14 protein-coding genes are annotated in these 17,290 nt (G+C 60.2%); 12 read left to right on the top strand and 2 right to left on the bottom strand.

Going from position 1 to position 17,290, the window contains the following annotated elements:
- The first annotated feature begins 16 nt into the window (after window positions 1-16).
- The 11 genes from atpD to LOY28_RS29765 all read left to right on the top strand — a co-directional run bounded on the left by atpD (window position 17) and on the right by LOY28_RS29765 (window position 14,390).
- Complete coding sequence (atpD, locus tag LOY28_RS29815; RefSeq protein ID WP_007969907.1) at window positions 17-1,393, top strand: F0F1 ATP synthase subunit beta; 1,377 nt, start codon at window positions 17-19, stop codon at window positions 1,391-1,393.
- Window positions 1,394-1,438: 45 nt separating this feature from the next.
- Window positions 1,439-1,864 (top strand): F0F1 ATP synthase subunit epsilon, encoded by a 426-nt coding sequence (locus LOY28_RS29810; RefSeq protein ID WP_007934346.1) that lies wholly within the window; start codon window positions 1,439-1,441, stop codon window positions 1,862-1,864.
- Between the two features lie 117 nt (window positions 1,865-1,981).
- Window positions 1,982-3,349, top strand: coding sequence for a bifunctional UDP-N-acetylglucosamine diphosphorylase/glucosamine-1-phosphate N-acetyltransferase GlmU (gene glmU, locus LOY28_RS29805; protein WP_019580347.1), 1,368 nt, complete (start codon window positions 1,982-1,984; stop codon window positions 3,347-3,349).
- A gap of 191 nt (window positions 3,350-3,540) precedes the next feature.
- A complete protein-coding gene (locus LOY28_RS29800) occupies window positions 3,541-4,320 on the top strand; it encodes a DeoR/GlpR family DNA-binding transcription regulator (RefSeq protein ID WP_172901217.1) in 780 nt (259 codons plus the stop codon).
- A gap of 1 nt (window position 4,321) precedes the next feature.
- The gene (gene glmS, locus LOY28_RS29795) at window positions 4,322-6,154 is read left to right on the top strand and encodes a glutamine--fructose-6-phosphate transaminase (isomerizing) (RefSeq protein WP_019580348.1); all 1,833 of its coding nucleotides are present in this window, start codon (window positions 4,322-4,324) and stop codon (window positions 6,152-6,154) included.
- 80 nt (window positions 6,155-6,234) lie between these two features.
- On the top strand, window positions 6,235-7,137 hold the full coding sequence (locus LOY28_RS29790) for a LysR family transcriptional regulator (RefSeq protein WP_028940081.1): 903 nt from the start codon (window positions 6,235-6,237) through the stop codon (window positions 7,135-7,137).
- Window positions 7,138-7,268: 131 nt separating this feature from the next.
- Window positions 7,269-7,895: a glutathione S-transferase family protein gene (locus LOY28_RS29785; protein ID WP_258612892.1), complete on the top strand. Its 627-nt coding sequence runs from the start codon at window positions 7,269-7,271 to the stop codon at window positions 7,893-7,895.
- Between the two features lie 64 nt (window positions 7,896-7,959).
- Complete coding sequence (locus LOY28_RS29780) at window positions 7,960-9,990, top strand: pyridoxamine 5'-phosphate oxidase family protein (protein ID WP_258612891.1); 2,031 nt, start codon at window positions 7,960-7,962, stop codon at window positions 9,988-9,990.
- 431 nt (window positions 9,991-10,421) lie between these two features.
- Window positions 10,422-10,799, top strand: coding sequence for a DUF6124 family protein (locus LOY28_RS29775; RefSeq protein WP_018927334.1), 378 nt, complete (start codon window positions 10,422-10,424; stop codon window positions 10,797-10,799).
- A gap of 275 nt (window positions 10,800-11,074) precedes the next feature.
- On the top strand, window positions 11,075-12,271 hold the full coding sequence (locus tag LOY28_RS29770; RefSeq protein WP_258614531.1) for a DUF3142 domain-containing protein: 1,197 nt from the start codon (window positions 11,075-11,077) through the stop codon (window positions 12,269-12,271).
- Complete coding sequence (locus LOY28_RS29765) at window positions 12,258-14,390, top strand: hypothetical protein (protein WP_258612890.1); 2,133 nt, start codon at window positions 12,258-12,260, stop codon at window positions 14,388-14,390. The genes LOY28_RS29770 and LOY28_RS29765 overlap by 14 nt, the downstream gene beginning before the upstream one ends.
- A 3-nt stretch (window positions 14,391-14,393) precedes the next feature.
- Here LOY28_RS29765 and LOY28_RS29760 read toward each other — a convergent pair whose 3' ends face one another.
- Complete coding sequence (locus LOY28_RS29760; RefSeq protein WP_018927337.1) at window positions 14,394-15,023, bottom strand: LysE family translocator; 630 nt, start codon at window positions 15,021-15,023, stop codon at window positions 14,394-14,396.
- Window positions 15,024-15,167: 144 nt separating this feature from the next.
- On the opposite strand from LOY28_RS29760, the gene LOY28_RS29755 reads away from it, so the two are divergent.
- Window positions 15,168-15,641, top strand: a complete 474-nt coding sequence (locus LOY28_RS29755) for an Lrp/AsnC family transcriptional regulator (RefSeq protein ID WP_019580354.1) — start codon at window positions 15,168-15,170, stop codon at window positions 15,639-15,641.
- A 45-nt stretch (window positions 15,642-15,686) separates the two neighbouring features.
- Here LOY28_RS29755 and lpdA read toward each other — a convergent pair whose 3' ends face one another.
- Entirely contained in the window at window positions 15,687-17,087 is a 1,401-nt protein-coding gene (lpdA, locus tag LOY28_RS29750; protein ID WP_258612889.1) for a dihydrolipoyl dehydrogenase, read from the bottom strand.
- Between the last annotated feature and the right edge of the window lie 203 nt (window positions 17,088-17,290).

The raw sequence follows: 17,290 nt of genomic DNA, 5'->3' as shown, positions 1-17,290 counted from the left end.
TTCAGAGGATCCAGCTATGAGTAGCGGACGTATCGTTCAAATCATCGGCGCCGTTATCGACGTGGAATTCCCACGCGACAGCGTACCGAGCATCTACGACGCCTTGAAAGTTCAAGGCGCCGAAACCACTCTGGAAGTTCAGCAGCAGCTGGGCGACGGCGTGGTTCGTACCATTGCGATGGGCTCCACCGAAGGCTTGAAGCGCGGTCTGGACGTCAACAACACTGGCGCAGCCATCTCCGTACCGGTCGGTAAAGCGACCCTGGGCCGGATCATGGACGTACTGGGCAACCCGATCGACGAAGCTGGTCCGATCGGCGAAGAAGAGCGTTGGGGCATTCACCGTCCTGCGCCAACCTTCGCTGAACAAGCGGGCGGCAACGAGCTGCTGGAAACAGGCATCAAGGTTATCGACCTGGTTTGCCCGTTCGCCAAGGGCGGTAAAGTCGGTCTGTTCGGTGGTGCCGGTGTAGGCAAGACCGTAAACATGATGGAACTGATCCGTAACATCGCCATCGAGCACAGCGGTTATTCCGTGTTCGCCGGTGTGGGTGAGCGTACTCGTGAGGGTAACGACTTCTACCACGAGATGAAGGACTCCAACGTTCTGGACAAAGTGGCACTGGTTTACGGTCAGATGAACGAGCCGCCGGGAAACCGTCTGCGCGTAGCACTGACCGGCCTGACCATGGCCGAGAAGTTCCGTGACGAAGGTAACGACGTTCTGCTGTTCGTCGACAACATCTATCGTTACACCCTGGCCGGTACTGAAGTATCTGCACTGCTGGGCCGTATGCCTTCGGCAGTAGGTTACCAGCCGACCCTGGCTGAAGAGATGGGCGTGCTGCAAGAGCGCATCACTTCGACCAAGCAAGGTTCGATTACTTCGATCCAGGCGGTATACGTACCAGCGGACGACTTGACCGACCCGTCGCCAGCGACCACCTTCGCCCACTTGGACGCCACTGTCGTTCTGTCCCGTGACATCGCTTCCCTGGGTATCTACCCTGCGGTAGACCCACTGGACTCGACTTCGCGTCAGCTGGACCCGAACGTGATCGGCAACGACCACTACGAAACCGCTCGCGGTGTTCAGTACGTGCTGCAGCGTTACAAAGAACTGAAGGACATCATTGCGATCCTGGGTATGGACGAGCTGTCGGAAGCCGACAAGCAGTTGGTAAACCGTGCTCGTAAGATCCAGCGTTTCTTGTCGCAGCCGTTCTTCGTGGCTGAAGTCTTCACCGGTGCTTCGGGTAAATACGTTTCCCTGAAAGACACCATTGCTGGCTTCAAAGGCATCCTCAACGGTGACTACGACCACCTGCCAGAACAAGCGTTCTACATGGTCGGCGGCATCGAAGAAGCGATCGAGAAAGCCAAGAAACTGTAATCCCGGCGCCCGGCAACGGGCGCTAATTTAGGTTGAGGCAATCAGATGGCTATGACAGTCCATTGCGATATCGTCAGCGCGGAAGGGGAAATCTTTTCCGGCCTGGTCGAGATGGTGGTTGCGCACGGTGCACTGGGTGATCTTGGTATCGCCCTGGGTCACGCGCCGCTGATCACCAATCTCAAGCCGGGCCCGATCCGCCTGATCAAGCAGGGCGGGGAAGAGGAGGTGTATTACATCTCCGGTGGTTTCCTCGAGGTTCAGCCGAACATGGTCAAGGTTCTCGCCGACACCGTGCAACGCGCTGCCGACCTGGACGAAGCCGCAGCTTTGGAAGCCGTTAAGGCTGCCGAGAAAGCCTTGCATGAGCGAGGCGCGGAATTCGATTACGGTTCTGCTGCCGCACGTCTGGCCGAGGCTGCAGCTCAGCTGCGCACCGTCCAGCAGATCCGCAAGAAGTTCGGCCACTAATCGGCCATCGACTTGTTGCGCGATTGATTAAAAAGGGTAGCCTCGGCTACCCTTTTTTCTTTTTCGATATTCATCACCTGGTCGCAGTTGCTGACCACCCAGGATTGGTAGCCAGTCATGTCCCTTGAAATCGTTATCCTCGCTGCCGGCCAAGGCACTCGCATGCGTTCGGCCTTGCCGAAAGTCCTGCATCCGATTGCCGGTAATTCAATGCTCGGCCATGTTATCCACAGCGCCCGGCAACTTGATCCACAGCGCATCCACGTGGTGATCGGCCATGGTGCCGAAGCGGTGCGCGAGCGTCTGGCCGCCGATGACCTGAATTTCGTCCTGCAGGACCAACAGCTGGGTACCGGTCATGCGGTGGCCCAGGCTGTGCCGTTCATCGAGTCCGATACCGTGCTGATTCTCTACGGTGACGTGCCGTTGATCGAAGTCGAGACCCTGCAACGTCTGCTCAAGCAGGCTGCACCGCAGCAATTGGGTCTGCTGACTGTCGAGCTGGATGACCCGACGGGCTACGGCCGCATTGTCCGTGATGCCGCCGGCAAAGTGACTGCCATCGTCGAGCAGAAAGATGCCAACGCGGTTGAGCGTGCGATCACCGAAGGCAATACCGGCATTTTGGCGGTGCCTTCCCAGCGTTTGGGCGATTGGCTGGGCCGCCTCTCCAACAACAATGCCCAGGGCGAGTACTACCTGACCGACGTGATCGCCATGGCGGTCAGTGATGGTCTGGTGGTGGCCACCGAACAACCCCATGACGCCATGGAAGTGCAGGGCGCCAACGATCGCAAACAACTGGCCGAGCTGGAGCGTCATTATCAACTGCGCGCCGCTCGTCGTTTGATGGCTCAAGGCGTAACCCTGCGCGACCCGACACGTTTCGATGTGCGCGGTGAGGTTACCGTTGGTCGCGATATCCTGATCGACATCAACGTGATTCTCGAGGGCAAAGTGGTCATCGAGGACGACGTGGTGATCGGCCCGAACTGCGTGATCAAGGACAGTACCCTGCGCAAAGGCGTGGTGATCAAGGCCAACAGTCATATCGAAGGCGCGATTCTCGGCGAAGGCAGCGATGCCGGCCCGTTTGCTCGTTTGCGTCCCGGCACAGTGCTGGAAGCCCGCGCGCATGTGGGTAACTTTGTTGAACTGAAGAACGCTCACATGGGCGAAGGTGCCAAGGCCGGTCACTTGACGTATCTGGGCGATGCCGAGATCGGTGCGCGCACCAACATTGGCGCCGGCACCATCACCTGCAACTACGACGGTGCCAACAAGTGGAAAACCGTGCTGGGTGAAGATGTATTCATCGGTTCCAATAACTCGTTGGTGGCGCCTGTGGATATCTCCTCCGGTGCGACCACGGCGGCCGGTTCGACTATTACCCAGAATGTGGATAACGCTCAGTTGGCCGTAGGCCGGGCTCGACAGAAGAACATCGACGGCTGGAAGCGGCCTGAGAAGATCAAGAAGAGTTAAGTTATCCACAGATCAAAAGATCGCAGCCTTCGGCAGCGCCTACAGGGAATTTGTGTTCACTCTGTAGGCGCTGCCGGAGGCTGCGATCTTTTTTTGAGTTATCCACACATCTTTTTTCTGATGCTGGCTTGACGAAGTTTCGCTGATAGGTTTTGATTGCTTACGTTATCTTTCGAATCGAAACTTACCAAATCATGTCAAAGCGCAACACGCCCCAACGCCGCCACAATATCCTCGCCTTGCTCAATGAGCAGGGCGAAGTCAGTGTGGACGAGCTGGCCAAACGCTTCGAAACCTCGGAAGTTACGATTCGCAAGGACCTGGCGGCGCTTGAAAGCAACGGTCTGCTGCTGCGTCGTTATGGCGGCGCGGTCACCATGCCGCAGGAGCTGGTCGCCGACATCGGCCAACCGGTTTCCAAATACAAGCAGGCCATTGCCCGCGCCGCCGTCACGCGGATTCGCGAGCATGCGCGCATCATCATCGACAGCGGCAGTACCACCGCCGCGATGATCCCGGAACTCGGCCAGCAACCGGGCCTGGTGGTGATGACCAACTCCCTGCATGTCGCCAACGCGTTGACTGAACTCGAGCACGAACCGGTGCTGTTGATGACCGGTGGTACCTGGGATCCGCATTCCGAATCCTTCCAGGGTCAGGTGGCAGAGCAGGTACTACGCTCATATGACTTCGATCAGTTATTTATTGGCGCCGATGGCATCGATCTGGTGCGCGGGACCACCACCTTCAATGAGTTGCTGGGACTGAGCCGTGTCATGGCCGAGGTCGCCCGCGAAGTGATCGTGATGGTCGAGGCCGACAAGATCGGCCGCAAGATCCCCAATCTGGAGCTGCCTTGGAGCAGCGTCCATACCCTTATTACCGATGATCGCCTGCCGCTTGAGGCCCGCGATCAGATTCAGGCCCGCGGCATCAATGTGATTTGTGCCGCTGTCAGTCAGGAGAAATAGCATGTGTGGAATTGTCGGTGCAGTCGCAGAACGGAACATTACCGCCATCCTGCTCGAAGGCCTCAAGCGTCTGGAATACCGTGGTTATGACAGCGCCGGCGTGGCGGTGTACACCAACGATGAAAAACTCTTGCGCCTGCGTCGGCCGGGCAAGGTCAGCGAACTGGAACAGGCGCTGATCGAAGAGCCTCTGGTCGGTCGTCTGGGCATTGCCCACACCCGCTGGGCGACTCACGGTGCGCCGTGCGAACGCAACGCTCACCCGCATTTTTCGGGCGATCTTGCGGTGGTGCATAACGGCATCATCGAGAACCACGAAGCCCTGCGCGAGCAACTCAAGGCCCTGGGCCACGTGTTCACCTCGGACACGGACACTGAAGTCATCGCCCATCTGCTCAACGAAAAACTCAAAGAGCAGCCTGACCTGACCGCGGCCCTGAAAGCGACCGTCAAAGAACTGCACGGCGCATACGGTCTGGCAGTGATTAGCGCTCGGCAACCGGATCGCCTGGTAGCAGCCCGCAGCGGCAGCCCATTGGTAATCGGTCTGGGCCTGGGTGAAAACTTTCTTGCCTCCGACCAGTTGGCCCTGCGCCAGGTCACTGACCGCTTCATGTACCTGGAAGAAGGCGATATCGCCGAAATTCGCCGCGACAGCGTGCAGATCTGGGACATCAACGGCACGCTCGTCGAGCGTGAAAGCGTTCAGTACCGTGACGGTGCCGAAGCCGCTGACAAAGGCGAGTTCCGGCATTACATGCTCAAGGAAATTCACGAGCAACCGGCCGTGGTGCAACGCACGCTTGAAGGTCGCCTGAGTCAGAATCAGGTGCTGGTGCAGGCGTTTGGTCCACAAGCGGCCGAGCTGTTTGCCAAGGTGCGTAATGTACAGATCGTTGCCTGCGGCACCAGTTATCACGCCGGTATGGTTGCCCGTTACTGGCTCGAAGAACTGGCCGGCATTCCGTGCCAGGTCGAAGTCGCCAGCGAATTCCGCTACCGCAAAGTAGTGGTGCAGCCCGATACCCTGTTCGTGAGCATCTCCCAGTCAGGCGAAACCGCCGACACCTTGGCCGCGCTGCGCAACGCCAAGGAACTGGGCTTCCTTTCCAGCCTGGCAATCTGCAACGTCGGCATCAGCTCCCTGGTGCGTGAATCGGACCTGACGCTGCTGACCCAGGCCGGTCGCGAAATTGGCGTGGCCTCGACCAAAGCCTTCACCACTCAATTGGTGGGCCTGCTGTTGCTGACCCTGGCCCTGGGTCAGGTTCGCGGCACGTTGGCCGCAGGCGTCGAAGCCACTCTGGTGGAAGAACTGCGTCGCCTGCCGACCCGTCTGGGCGAAGCCCTGGCCATGGACAGCACTGTGGAAAAAATCGCCGAGCTGTTCGCCGAGAAGAACCACACGCTGTTCCTCGGTCGCGGTGCGCAATTCCCGGTGGCGATGGAAGGGGCGCTCAAGCTCAAGGAAATCTCCTACATCCACGCCGAAGCCTACCCGGCGGGCGAGCTGAAACATGGCCCGCTGGCGCTTGTGGATAACGACATGCCAGTGGTCACCGTGGCACCGAACAACGAGTTGCTGGAGAAGTTGAAGTCCAACCTCCAGGAAGTCCGCGCCCGCGGCGGTGAACTGATCGTCTTCGCCGACGAGCAGGCTGGCATGACCAACGGTGAAGGCACTCATGTTGTGCACATGCCGCACATCCACGACATCCTGTCGCCGATCCTCTACACGATTCCGTTGCAGCTTCTTTCGTACTACGTGGCAGTGTTGAAAGGCACTGACGTTGACCAGCCACGAAATCTGGCGAAGTCGGTGACGGTGGAATAAGTTATCCACAGGTGATCGAAAACAATAAAAATCGCAGCCTACGGTTGCGATTTTTTTTACCTGAACGAAGGACATATCCGATGGACCGATTCCAGGAAATGCAGGTCTTCGCCGCTGTCGCCCAGGATCAAGGTTTCTCGGCGGCGGCGCGGCGTTTGGGGATGTCGGCGGCCAGCGTTACCCGGGCAGTGGCGGCGCTTGAGCAGCGCATTGGCACCCAGTTGCTGACGCGCACCACCCGTAGCGTGCATTTGAGCGAGGCAGGTCAGCGTTATCTGGAGGACTGTCGGAGAATTCTCGCCGAGGTGCAGGAAGCCGAGGATTCGGCCGCCGGGAGCCATGCCCAGCCCCGTGGGCAACTGACGATCACGGCACCGGTATTGTTCGGCGATTTGTTCGTCACGCCGCTCATGGTCGGTTACTTGACTCAATTTCCTGAAGTCAGCATCAACGCTGTGCTGGTCGACCGGGTGGTGAGCATGGTCGAGGAGGGCATCGATGTGGCTGTGCGCATCGGTGAGTTGCCTGACAGCAATCAGCATGCCATTCGAGTGGGCGAAGTGCGGCGGGTGATCTGCGCTTCCCCCGGTTTCCTGACTGACCATGGTCGGCCTCGGCATCCGGCAGATTTGAGCCGCGCCCCGATCATCGCCACCTCGTCCATCGGGCAGCCCAGAAGCTGGCCGTTCCTTGAGGCGGGAGAGCCGGTCAGTGTTCGTCCGGAGCCACGTCTGGTGGTCTCTGCCAATCAAGCGGCGATCACTGCCGCCGCCATGGGCCTGGGGTTGACCCGAGTCCTGTCGTATCAAGTGGCGAGCAAGATCGCCACCGGTGAGCTGGAAATCGTCCTGGCTGACTTCGAACTGCCGCCATTGCCCATTCATGTGGTCTACCAGGGTGGGCGCAAGGCCCCGACGCGGGTTCGCAGTTTTGTGGACTTTGCGGTGAAGGGGCTGCGCGAACACCCGGCCCTGCACGGCTGAAGGTTTATTGCACTGGATGAAATAATGGATTGCGTTTGCTGGTTATTCTGTTGCTTTGGTTGTGGATGGAAGATAGCGCTCCATCGGCGCTGATCTTTCCTGAGCGGCGCCACCACCCAGCGGAGTCGACCATGCAAGCCATCAAACTCTACAACTTCCCCCGTTCCGGCCATGCTCACCGTGTAGAGCTGATGCTGTCGTTGTTGCAACTGCCGACCGAGCTGATCTTCGTCGATCTGCCCAAGGGCGCACACAAACAAGCGGATTTTCTTGCGCTCAACCCGTTTGGCCAGGTCCCGGTGATTGAGGATCAAGGCATGGTGCTGGCCGACTCCAACGCGATCCTGGTCTACCTTGCGCAAAAATATGGCAACGGTCGCTGGCTGCCAACCGATCCGGTCGGTGCAGCCAAGGTTCAGCGCTGGTTGTCGGTCGCCGCCGGGCCGATTGCCTTTGGCCCCGGCAGGGCAAGGCTGATCACTGTATTTGGTGCGCCTTACAACGCTGAAGAGGTGATCGCCTATTCTCACACCTGGCTCAAAGTGATCGATCAGGAACTGGGCGCAACGGCCTATCTGGCCGGTAGCGAGCCGACCATCGCCGACATCGCCGCCTACAGCTACATCGCCCATGCTCCGGAAGGCAATGTGTCGCTGGACGACTACGCCAACATCCGCGCCTGGCTGGCGCGCGTTGAAGCCTTGCCAGGGTTTGTCGGCATGCCGCGCACCATCGCCGGTTTGCAAAAAACTGCCTGATGCTCACGGCCCGAGCTCAGCCGGGCTGTTCTTATTGCGCAATCAGCGCAGGGGAGAAGCCGTTATGGAACATTCACCTTGGCATGCAGGCGAGAAACAATTGCAGGTTCACGTGGGCGTCGCCGAGCGAATGGACGCATTGGGCCGTAGGGTGATTCGCCGCGAGATGCCGGACCAACACCGTACGTTCTATCAGCAACTGCCGTTCATGCTGTACGGCGCGGTGGATGCTGACGGCAACCCTTGGGCCAGCATTCTTGAAGGCGCGCCGGGCTTTGCGAAGTCCCCCGAGCCCGGGCTGTTGGAGATCGGCAGCCTGCCCGGTCGCGACGACCCTGCACAACTGCAAGACGGGGCGGCGATCGGGCTGCTCGGTATCGAGTTGCACACCCGACGCCGCAACCGTCTCAATGGTCGAGTCGGCGCTGTAACGGCGAGCGGCTTCGAGGTGACGGTGGAGCAATCCTTCGGCAATTGCCCACAATACATTCAATTGCGCCAGTTTCGCTCGGTGCCATTGGCGGATCCGGCGACCCGTGTTGCGCAGCATCTCAATGAGCTGGATGACGCGGCCAAAGCCATGATTGCCAGCGCCGATACCTTCTTTGTCGCCAGCTATGTGGACGTCGATGGCCAACGCTCGGTGGACGTTTCTCATCGGGGCGGCCAGGCCGGTTTCGTCCAGATAGAAGGCAATCGCCTGACCATCCCGGACTTCGCCGGCAACCTGTTCTTCAATACCTTGGGCAACCTGCTGATCAACCCTCGGGCCGGTTTGCTGTTCATCGATTTCGATTCGGGCGATTTGCTGCACCTCAGCGGTCGCACGCAAGTCATCCTTGAAGGCCCGCAGATCGAAGCCTTTCAAGGGGCCGAGCGGCTGTGGACATTCGAGGTGGAGCACGCGGTGCGTCGGCCCGCGGCACTGGCCTTGCGCTGGCGCTTTGACGGCGTGTCGCCCACCAGTCTGCTGACCGGCACCTGGGCGCAGGCGAATGCACGCCTGCAAGCCCAGGCGCTGGGGAATCGCTGGCGGCCGCTGCGGGTGACGCGCATCGAGCGGGAGAGCCACAACATCCGTTCGATCTATCTGGAGCCTGCCGATGGCGCCGGGTTGCCGGTGTTTCAAGCCGGGCAACATTTGCCCTTGCGGTTCAACATCGCAGGCGATGTGCACATCCGCACGTACAGCTTGTCGAGCGCGCCATCCGATGACTTTTTCCGCATCAGCGTGAAGCGTGAAGGCCTGGTGTCCTCGCACCTGCATGAGCAGATTCGTGTCGGCGATGTGCTTGAAGCCCGCTCGCCTCAAGGGCATTTCACCGTGGCGTCGAATGAGCGTCGGCCGCTGGTGCTATTGGCCGCTGGCGTGGGGATCACGCCGCTGCTGTCGATGCTGCGGGAGGTGGTTTATCAAGGCCTGCGCACGCGGCGCATCCGTCCTGTGTGGTTCTTCCAGAGCTCGCGGACCTTGGCCGATCAACCGTTTCGCCCTGAGCTGGATCGCCTGCTCGACGGCCTCGGTGATGAGGTGCGGGTGCTGCGTTTGCTCAGTCAGCCGGAGGCCGATGCCCGTGAGGGTGAAGATTACGACCTGACAGGGCGCATCGACGCCGACTTGCTCAAGACTACTCTTGAGGTGGAGGACTACGACCAAGTGGATTTTGTCCTGTGCGGTCCGGGAAGTTTTACCCAGGGGCTGTACGACAGCCTGCGGGATCTGGATGTCCCTGATTCAAGGATTCATGCCGAAACCTTTGGCCCGTCGACGCTGCGTCGCAAGTCGGACCCGGACGCGGTGGTCATCGAGCAATTGCCGGCCGCTACCGTTTCGGTGCCCGTCGTGTTCCAGCGCTCTGCCAAAGAAGCGCGTTGGCAGCCGGACGGCTGCAGTTTGCTGGAGTTGGCGGAGAGCCGTGGCTTGCGCCCGGAATTCAGTTGCCGCGGCGGTTCCTGCGGGACCTGCAAAACCCGGTTGATCAGCGGAGAGGTGAATTATCCACAGCCTCCGGCGGAGGTTCCCGATGCGGGTGAGGTGCTGATTTGTTGTGCGGTGCCGGCGCAGGGTTCGCAGCCGTTGGTGTTGGATCTGTAACTGAACCAGACAACAGAGAAAATCCCCTGTGGCTTACTCGCGAAAGCGGTGTCTCAGACAACTTCCACGTTGAATGTTAAACAGCCTTCGCGAGCAAGCCCGCTCCCACATTCGATCTCGGCTGGCCTGAAAATATTTGCGAACATCCTACAAATTTGGCTGTTCTGAAGGACAAATCCGACAAGTTCTAGCGGTTGTCGTATCAGAAGTCCGAGGGATAGGCTTTGGGAGTCACTGCAAATTCAGTGATCGGGTTTGGTCGCTCAGGTTTAGAATGGCGCACTTTTGTGCTTGCTTCATGGCGAGCTGTGCGTGGGAGGGCTTAGGCCCTGCCGGGTTCCATTCCCTGGTCGACCAACCCGCGTACGGTTCGCCACCCTTCTGCTTGGTCGCAGTGTTGGCGAACTCCAGTTCTCGAATGGAGTTTCACCATTTTCAAAGCCACACCGAATCCCCCGGAAACCGACGACGTTTCCCCCTACGAATCCCTCGATTCAAAAAAGCTCAACGAAGCCGCCGAGCGCGCGCTCGATCACTACCTCAACCCCTCCGCCCTCAAATCCCCCGCGGCCCGCAAGCCGAGCACGATGTTTATGGTTGCGCCGGATATCAAAGACGAAGACCTGTTGGCCCACACCTGTGAATCGTTGGCCCAGGCCAGTGTGATGGCGAGTGATTTTGCGGGGTATCTGCAAGGGCCGCACCGGCATACGGCAATGGCGATTCAGCAGATCGTGATGCTGGCGGAACTGGCGGTGAACCGGATGCTGGATAACCTTGCCATCCCGAAACCTGCGCCACACAGCTGAACAATGTGGGAGCGAGCAAGCCCGCTCGCTCCCACAAAAGCATTCAGGCGCTGGACGCAGTGGTGGCGAAGAATCAGGTGATCATTGCCTGCAAGCCGATAGCTGAGTAGGCTGCCGGGAATTCGTAACCGATCAATTGTGGCGAGGGAGCTTGCTCCCGCTGGGCTGCGAAGCAGCCCCTTCATATCATCAGACACACCACATGGGCTGCATTTTGCGACTGCTGCGCAGTCGAGCGGGAGCAAGCTCCCTCGCCACAGAGGATGAGGGTGGGCATTGTGTTTTTCATTCGCTTGTCGGCCTTGCTTGGCGCATTGATGTTGCTCAACGGTTGCGAGCAACCGGACGCGCCGCCGCTCGATCAGCAACTCTATGTCTGGCAACGGCTATGGACGCCAGCCCATGACGCCGCGCTGCGCGACAGCCACACCGATTTCTCGACCTTGCGCGTGCTGGCCTTGCAGGTATTCCCACAGTCTGGCTGGAGCCGGGCGCGGATCGATCCGGCGCTGCTCAAGCGTGATGGCCGACCGCTGATTGCGGTGGTTCGTCTGGATGGCCAGCTCAATGGGCTGGACCGGGACGAGGTCACGGCGCAGATCCAGCAGGTGCTCAGCGATTGGCAAGGGCAGGGGTTGACCCTCTCCGGCGTGGAAATTGACCACGATGCGGGCAACGCCCGGTTACCGGCCTACCGCGAATTCCTCACCCATTTGCGTGGCGTTCTGCCGGCGTCCTTGCCACTGAGCATCACCGCGTTGCCGGCCTGGCTCGACAGTTCTGAATTGCCGGCGTTGCTGGCAACGGTCGACAGCAGCGTGTTGCAGGTGCACGCGGTGAGCGATCCACGGCGTGGGCTGTTCGACCCGGATCAGACACGGCAGTGGGCCAGGGCCTGGAGTCGCAACACATCGAAACCGTTTTATCTGGCGCTGCCGGCTTATGGCGTGGCGCTGTTGCCGGGGGCCGGGGGCGCGCCGGTCGTGGAAAGCGAAGTGCCCATCGAGCAAGGCGGTGAACGTCGGGAGTTGCTGGCAGACCCGCAGCAACTGAGTAAGCTCGGCACCGAGTTGCGCGCCGATCCACCGGCCCATCTGGCCGGGCTGATCTGGTTTCGCCTGCCCCTGGCCAATGATCGCAGGGCCTGGAGCCTGACGACGCTGGGCGCTGTGGCGCGCGGCGATACGCTCGACAGTCATGTGGGGTTGAAACTCTCGGCGCAGGACGGCCTCTACGACATCAGCCTCAGCAACCAAGGCAACCTCGACAGTGCCTGGCCCGAACGTCTGACGCTGGCGGTGCAGGGCTGCGAGGGCGCCGATGCGCTGGCCGGTTATGCGTTGCAACAGCGCCCGGATCTGCTTACCTTCATCCGCCTGCGTGACGGTCGAATCCCGGCCGGCGGGCAGCGCGCTATCGGTTGGGCTCGCTGCGCACACATTGATCAAGGAGGTTCGAATGTTTACCCGTAACTGGCCCCGCCATGTACTTTGCCTGAGCCTCAGCCTGCCATTGGGTTCGGCGCTGGCCTGCGGGCCGGACTTCCCCATGCGCCTGCTGGACAACCGTGGCCAGTCGCTGGCGGAACTGCCGGAAGGCAACTTCAACCTTGAGATCAGCCGCCTCGGGCATGCCATCGCGGGACTGAAAAATGTCACCGCCGCCACCAACATTCCGGGGGACGGTTACGGCGATGCGCCTGATTACACCCATCAGCGCGATACCGCTGAACAGGCCGGTCTGACGCCTGAGCAGCAAGCGCTGGTGAAACAACTGCGCAGCCTGAGCGATGCCCGTCAGGTTGAAGAGCAAGGCGCGAATCTGCCGCCCGAGCACAGGCTCTATCTGGCTGGCGCCGTGGCGTTCAACGCCGGTGACCATGGCCTGGCCGCCGACTACTTCCAGAAAGTGCTGGCGCTGCCGGCGGAACAACGCCCGTTGCGTAGCACCTGGGCGGCGTACTCGTTGGGCCGGGCGCTGTTTGCCATGAGTTCAGAAGCAGGCTCGACCTCTGACCTGTTGGCTCAGTCCCGCAAGGCCTTCGAGCAGACCCGTCAACTGAGCATCGACGGCTTCAGCGACCCATTGGAACTGGGTGTCGCCAGCCTCGGCGAAGAAGCGCGAGTGGCCCGCACCGCGGGTGATTGGGACAACGCCATCCAACTCTACGCCACGCAGAACCTTCACGGCTCGGCGGTGGGCTACACCTCGCTGAAGCTGTTGATGGCCGATCTGGCCGCAATGCCCGACGAGCAACTGGCTGGGTTGCTCAAGGGCAAAGCGGTGCAGCAACTGGTGACGGCGTCGTTGATCAGTCGGCTGGGCTGGTCATTCGGTGATCAACCGCCGAACGAACAGAAACTGATCAAACTGCTGCAAAGCAGCACCCGTGGCAGTCTGGATAATGCCGATCGCCTGGCGGCGATGAATTATCAACAGGGCGATTACGCCAGCGCCAAAGCCTTCCTCGAACAGGCTGGTGACGGTGGCCTTGCATGGTGGTTGCGGGCGAAGCTGGCGGTGCGTGATGGCGACAAAAACGCCGCCGCAGCGGCCTATGCCAAAGCCGCCCAGGCCTTCCCGCAGAACGAATCCTGGGGCGAGCGGCGGACGCCCGACTGGGATTACGAAACGCTCCAGCCCAAGTGCCGGGTCGAGGGTGAAAGCGCGATCCTGGCCCTGCAACGCGGGGATTACCTGCAGGCCTTCGATCAGCTCTATCGCAGCCAGGGCATCTACTGGTTCGACGCGGCCACCGTGGCCGAGCGGGTGCTGACCCTCGATGAACTCAAGCAGTACGTCGACACCCAGGTGCCGGCACCGCCACCGCTCAGCCAGCAGGATCGCGACAATTATGTGCCGTTGCCGGTGGCTGCGAGCCTGCGCAATCTGCTCGGGCGGCGTTTATTGCGTGAAGAGCGTTACGATGAGGCTCCGGCTTACTTCGACAACGCGGATTTGCAGGCCAAGGCCAAATGGTATGGGCAATTGCGCAAGGAGGCCGAGTCCAAATGGTGGCCGACCTCCAAGGCATTCGCTTACTACTACGCCGCGACGCTGGCTCGCTACAATGGGATGGAGCTGTTGGGCTACGAGATGTCCCCGGATTACGTGACCTTCGGTGGCAATTACAGCCTGGAAGCTCCGGAGCTCAAGGTCGGACCGCTGATGAGCGAGGGCGAAGTGCAGCGTCAGCAAGCTACGGTGGCGCAACCTGATGAGCGTTTCCATTACCGTTATGTCGCCACGGCTCTGGCGAGTAAGGCCGCCGATCATCTGCCCCACAGCAGTCAGGCGTTTGCTTCGGTGCTATGCAAGGCCTCAGGGTGGGGCACCAACCTGCAAGAGCAAAGCGCGTTCTATCGTCGTTATGTCGAGGAGGGGCCCTATGTGGTCTGGGCCGGTGATTTCGGTCATCAATGCCAGGAGCCGGACTTCCAGAATGCCGACAAGCGCTACGTGACCCAGGTCACCGACGCTATGCGGTCCACGCTGCGACCCTACAAAAAACCATTGCAGATCGGCGCCGTGTTGGCCGTTACGGCAGCGGCGCTGTTGTTGATCAGTCGCCGCCGTCGGAAAGCGCGATAACGCTCAAGCTTGTTGAACAAAGGTCAGCCGCACAGCAAAACCAATCAACAGGCTGCCAAACAACCACTGTTGTACCCGCTGGGCCGATGGACTGCGTTGCAGCCAACGGCCCAACGCAGCGCCGACCAGCGCGTAGGCGCTGTCGAACAGCAAGCCGACGCTGACCAGCATCATGCCCAGGGTCGCAAATTGCGCGAGCACCGGTCCGGCTTGAGGGTTGATGAACTGCGGCAGCAGCACCGAGCAAAACAGCAGCGCCTTGGGGTTGAGCAGGTTAGTCAGCAAACCGCGCTGGATCGCCTCCGGCCACCGTGGTTTAGCAGTCGTTGCGTCTGCACCGTTCAAGCTCGGCAGCATCGTGGTGCGCAGGCACTGAATGCCGATCCAGAGCAGGTACGCGGCGCCGGCCAGGCGCACCACGTCGAAGGTCCAGGGCGCAGTCCTGAACAGCGTCGCCAAACCCAATGCCGCCAATGCCACATGACAACCGCGCGCCACGCCCAGCCCCAATGCCGTGGCCAGCGCCGCGCCTTTGCCCTGACGAGCGCCGGTCTGCAACAGCAGAATCATGTCCGGGCCCGGCAACAGGTACACCACTGTCAATGCCATGAAAAACAGCCAGAGTTCTGTCATGTTGCCCCCATTCGTTGTCGATTTGGTGGGTTCAGTCTACGGCCGAGGGGCAGGGCAGGTGGTTGCGTAGTCAGCTTCTAAAGCTTCGATATTTGGCATAACCTGCCAGTTTGTGACGATCGAACCATCAGGATCTGCCAAAACATGAAACTGGACGCCTACGACCGCAAAATTCTCACGGCGCTGCAACGGGACGGACGCCTGAGCAACGTGCAATTGGCCGACGAGATCGGCTTGTCGGCTTCACCCTGTTTGCGCCGGGTCCGGATGCTGGAAGAGGCCGGTGTGATTCGTGGCTATCAGGCCAACCTCGATCGAGATGAAGTGGGCCTTGGGCTGACGGTGTTTGTCGGGGTCAAAGTCGAACGGCATAACGATGAACAAGCCGAAGCGTTTCGCCTGGCCGTGACGGCATTGCCTGAGGTGATTTCGGCGTTTCTGGTGTCCGGGGAATCGGATTTTCTGCTGCAAGTGGTGGTGCCGGATTTGCGCGCCTATGACCGTTTCCTCACCGGGCGATTGCTGAAATTGCCTGGCGTGAGCGATATCCGCAGCAACTTTGCGATTCACACGGTGAAGACGCCGGGGGCGTTGCCGTTGGGGCATTTGCCTGACTGAAAAAGCGAAAAGATCGCAGTCTTTGGCCGCGATCTTTTGATCGTTCTAAATCTGCGTCGCCATCCCTTCCACATTCATCGCCGCCTGGCGCAAGGCCTCGGAGCGGGTCGGGTGTGGATGGCAGGTCAGGGCGATGTCTTCGGCCGAGGCGCTGAACTCCATGGCCACGCAATATTCGCCAATCATTTCGCTGACGCTCGGGCCCACAAGGTGCACACCGAGAACTTCGTCGGTGCGCTCATCGGCCAGTACCTTGGCGAAGCCTTCGGTTTCGTGGTTGATCTTCGCCCGGCTGTTGGCGGTGAAGGGGAATTTGCCGACCTTGTAGGCGCGACCTTCGGCCTTCAACTGTTCTTCGGTCTTGCCGACGCTGGCCAGCTCCGGTTTGGTGTAGATCACGCTGGGGATCAGGTCGTAATTGACCTCGCCAGCCTTGCCGACGATCTGCTCGATGCAGGCCATGGCTTCGTCTTCGGCCTTGTGGGCGAGCATCGGCCCTGAGGTGACGTCACCGATTACCCAGACCCCCGCGGCTTCAGTGCGGTGGCCCTTGTTGGCGAGCATGCCGCGTTTGTCGGTGGCGAGGCCGACGTTCTCCAGCCCCAGGCCCTGGGTGTAAGGACGGCGACCGATAGCCACCAGCACGTAGTCGGCTTCCAGCAGCTCGGCGGTGCCACCTGCGGCCGGTTCGATACTGAGCTGAACACCGCTCGCCGAGGAGGTGGCGCTGGTGACTTTCGAACTCAACTTGAAGCGGATGCCTTGCTTGCTCAATGAGCGCTGAAGGGTTTTACCGGCTTCAGCATCCACACCCGGGCAGATCCGGTCGAGAAATTCGACGACCGTCACCTGAGCACCCAGGCGCCGCCATACCGAACCCAGTTCCAGACCGATCACTCCAGCGCCGATCACCACCAGGTGCTTCGGTACTTCAGCCAGCGACAGCGCGCCCGTGGAGTCGAGGATGCGTTGGTTGTCGATGTCCACGCCTGGCAGGGGAGTGGGTTCGGAACCGGTGGCGATGATGATGTCTTTGGCGCTCAGCCGGGTCTTGCCACCCTGATCGTCGGTCACCGTGACGCTGCCCGGCCCGTCGATGTGGCCCCATCCCTTGATCCAGTCGACCTTGTTTTTGCGAAACAGAAACTCGACGCCCTTGGTCAGGCCTGTGACGCTTTCATCCTTCTGTTTCATCATCTGAGCCAGGTTGAGCACAGGTTTGACCTCGATCCCGAGGTTGGCGAATTCCGCCCCCATGGCCGCGTCGTAGAGCTCAGAGGCATGCAGCAATGCCTTGGACGGCATGCAACCGACATTCAGGCAGGTCCCACCGAGGGTGGCGCGGCCTTCCACGCAGGCCGCTTTCAAGCCCAACTGCCCGGCGCGGATCGCTGCGTTATAACCGCCGGGGCCGGCGCCCAGAATCACGACGTCATAAGTGCTCATGGTGCAACTCCTGGATTGAGAGGGGCGGGATCGATAAAAAGTAGTCTTCAATAAAAAATTACGAACGTAATATGTGCGTTTCTCACCATTTCGGTCAAGGCTTCAGCTTGGCGACAGGTTCAGCGTTTTTAGATAGAACGATTCAGGACGAAAATTTCACCATTTTCGTTATATCGTAACGAATTGTGATGTGAGCAATGGCT

Source organism: Pseudomonas sp. B21-017 (genome assembly GCF_024749245.1).
GTDB lineage: Bacteria > Pseudomonadota > Gammaproteobacteria > Pseudomonadales > Pseudomonadaceae > Aquipseudomonas.
This window is presented reverse-complemented; position numbering and strand designations above follow the sequence as displayed.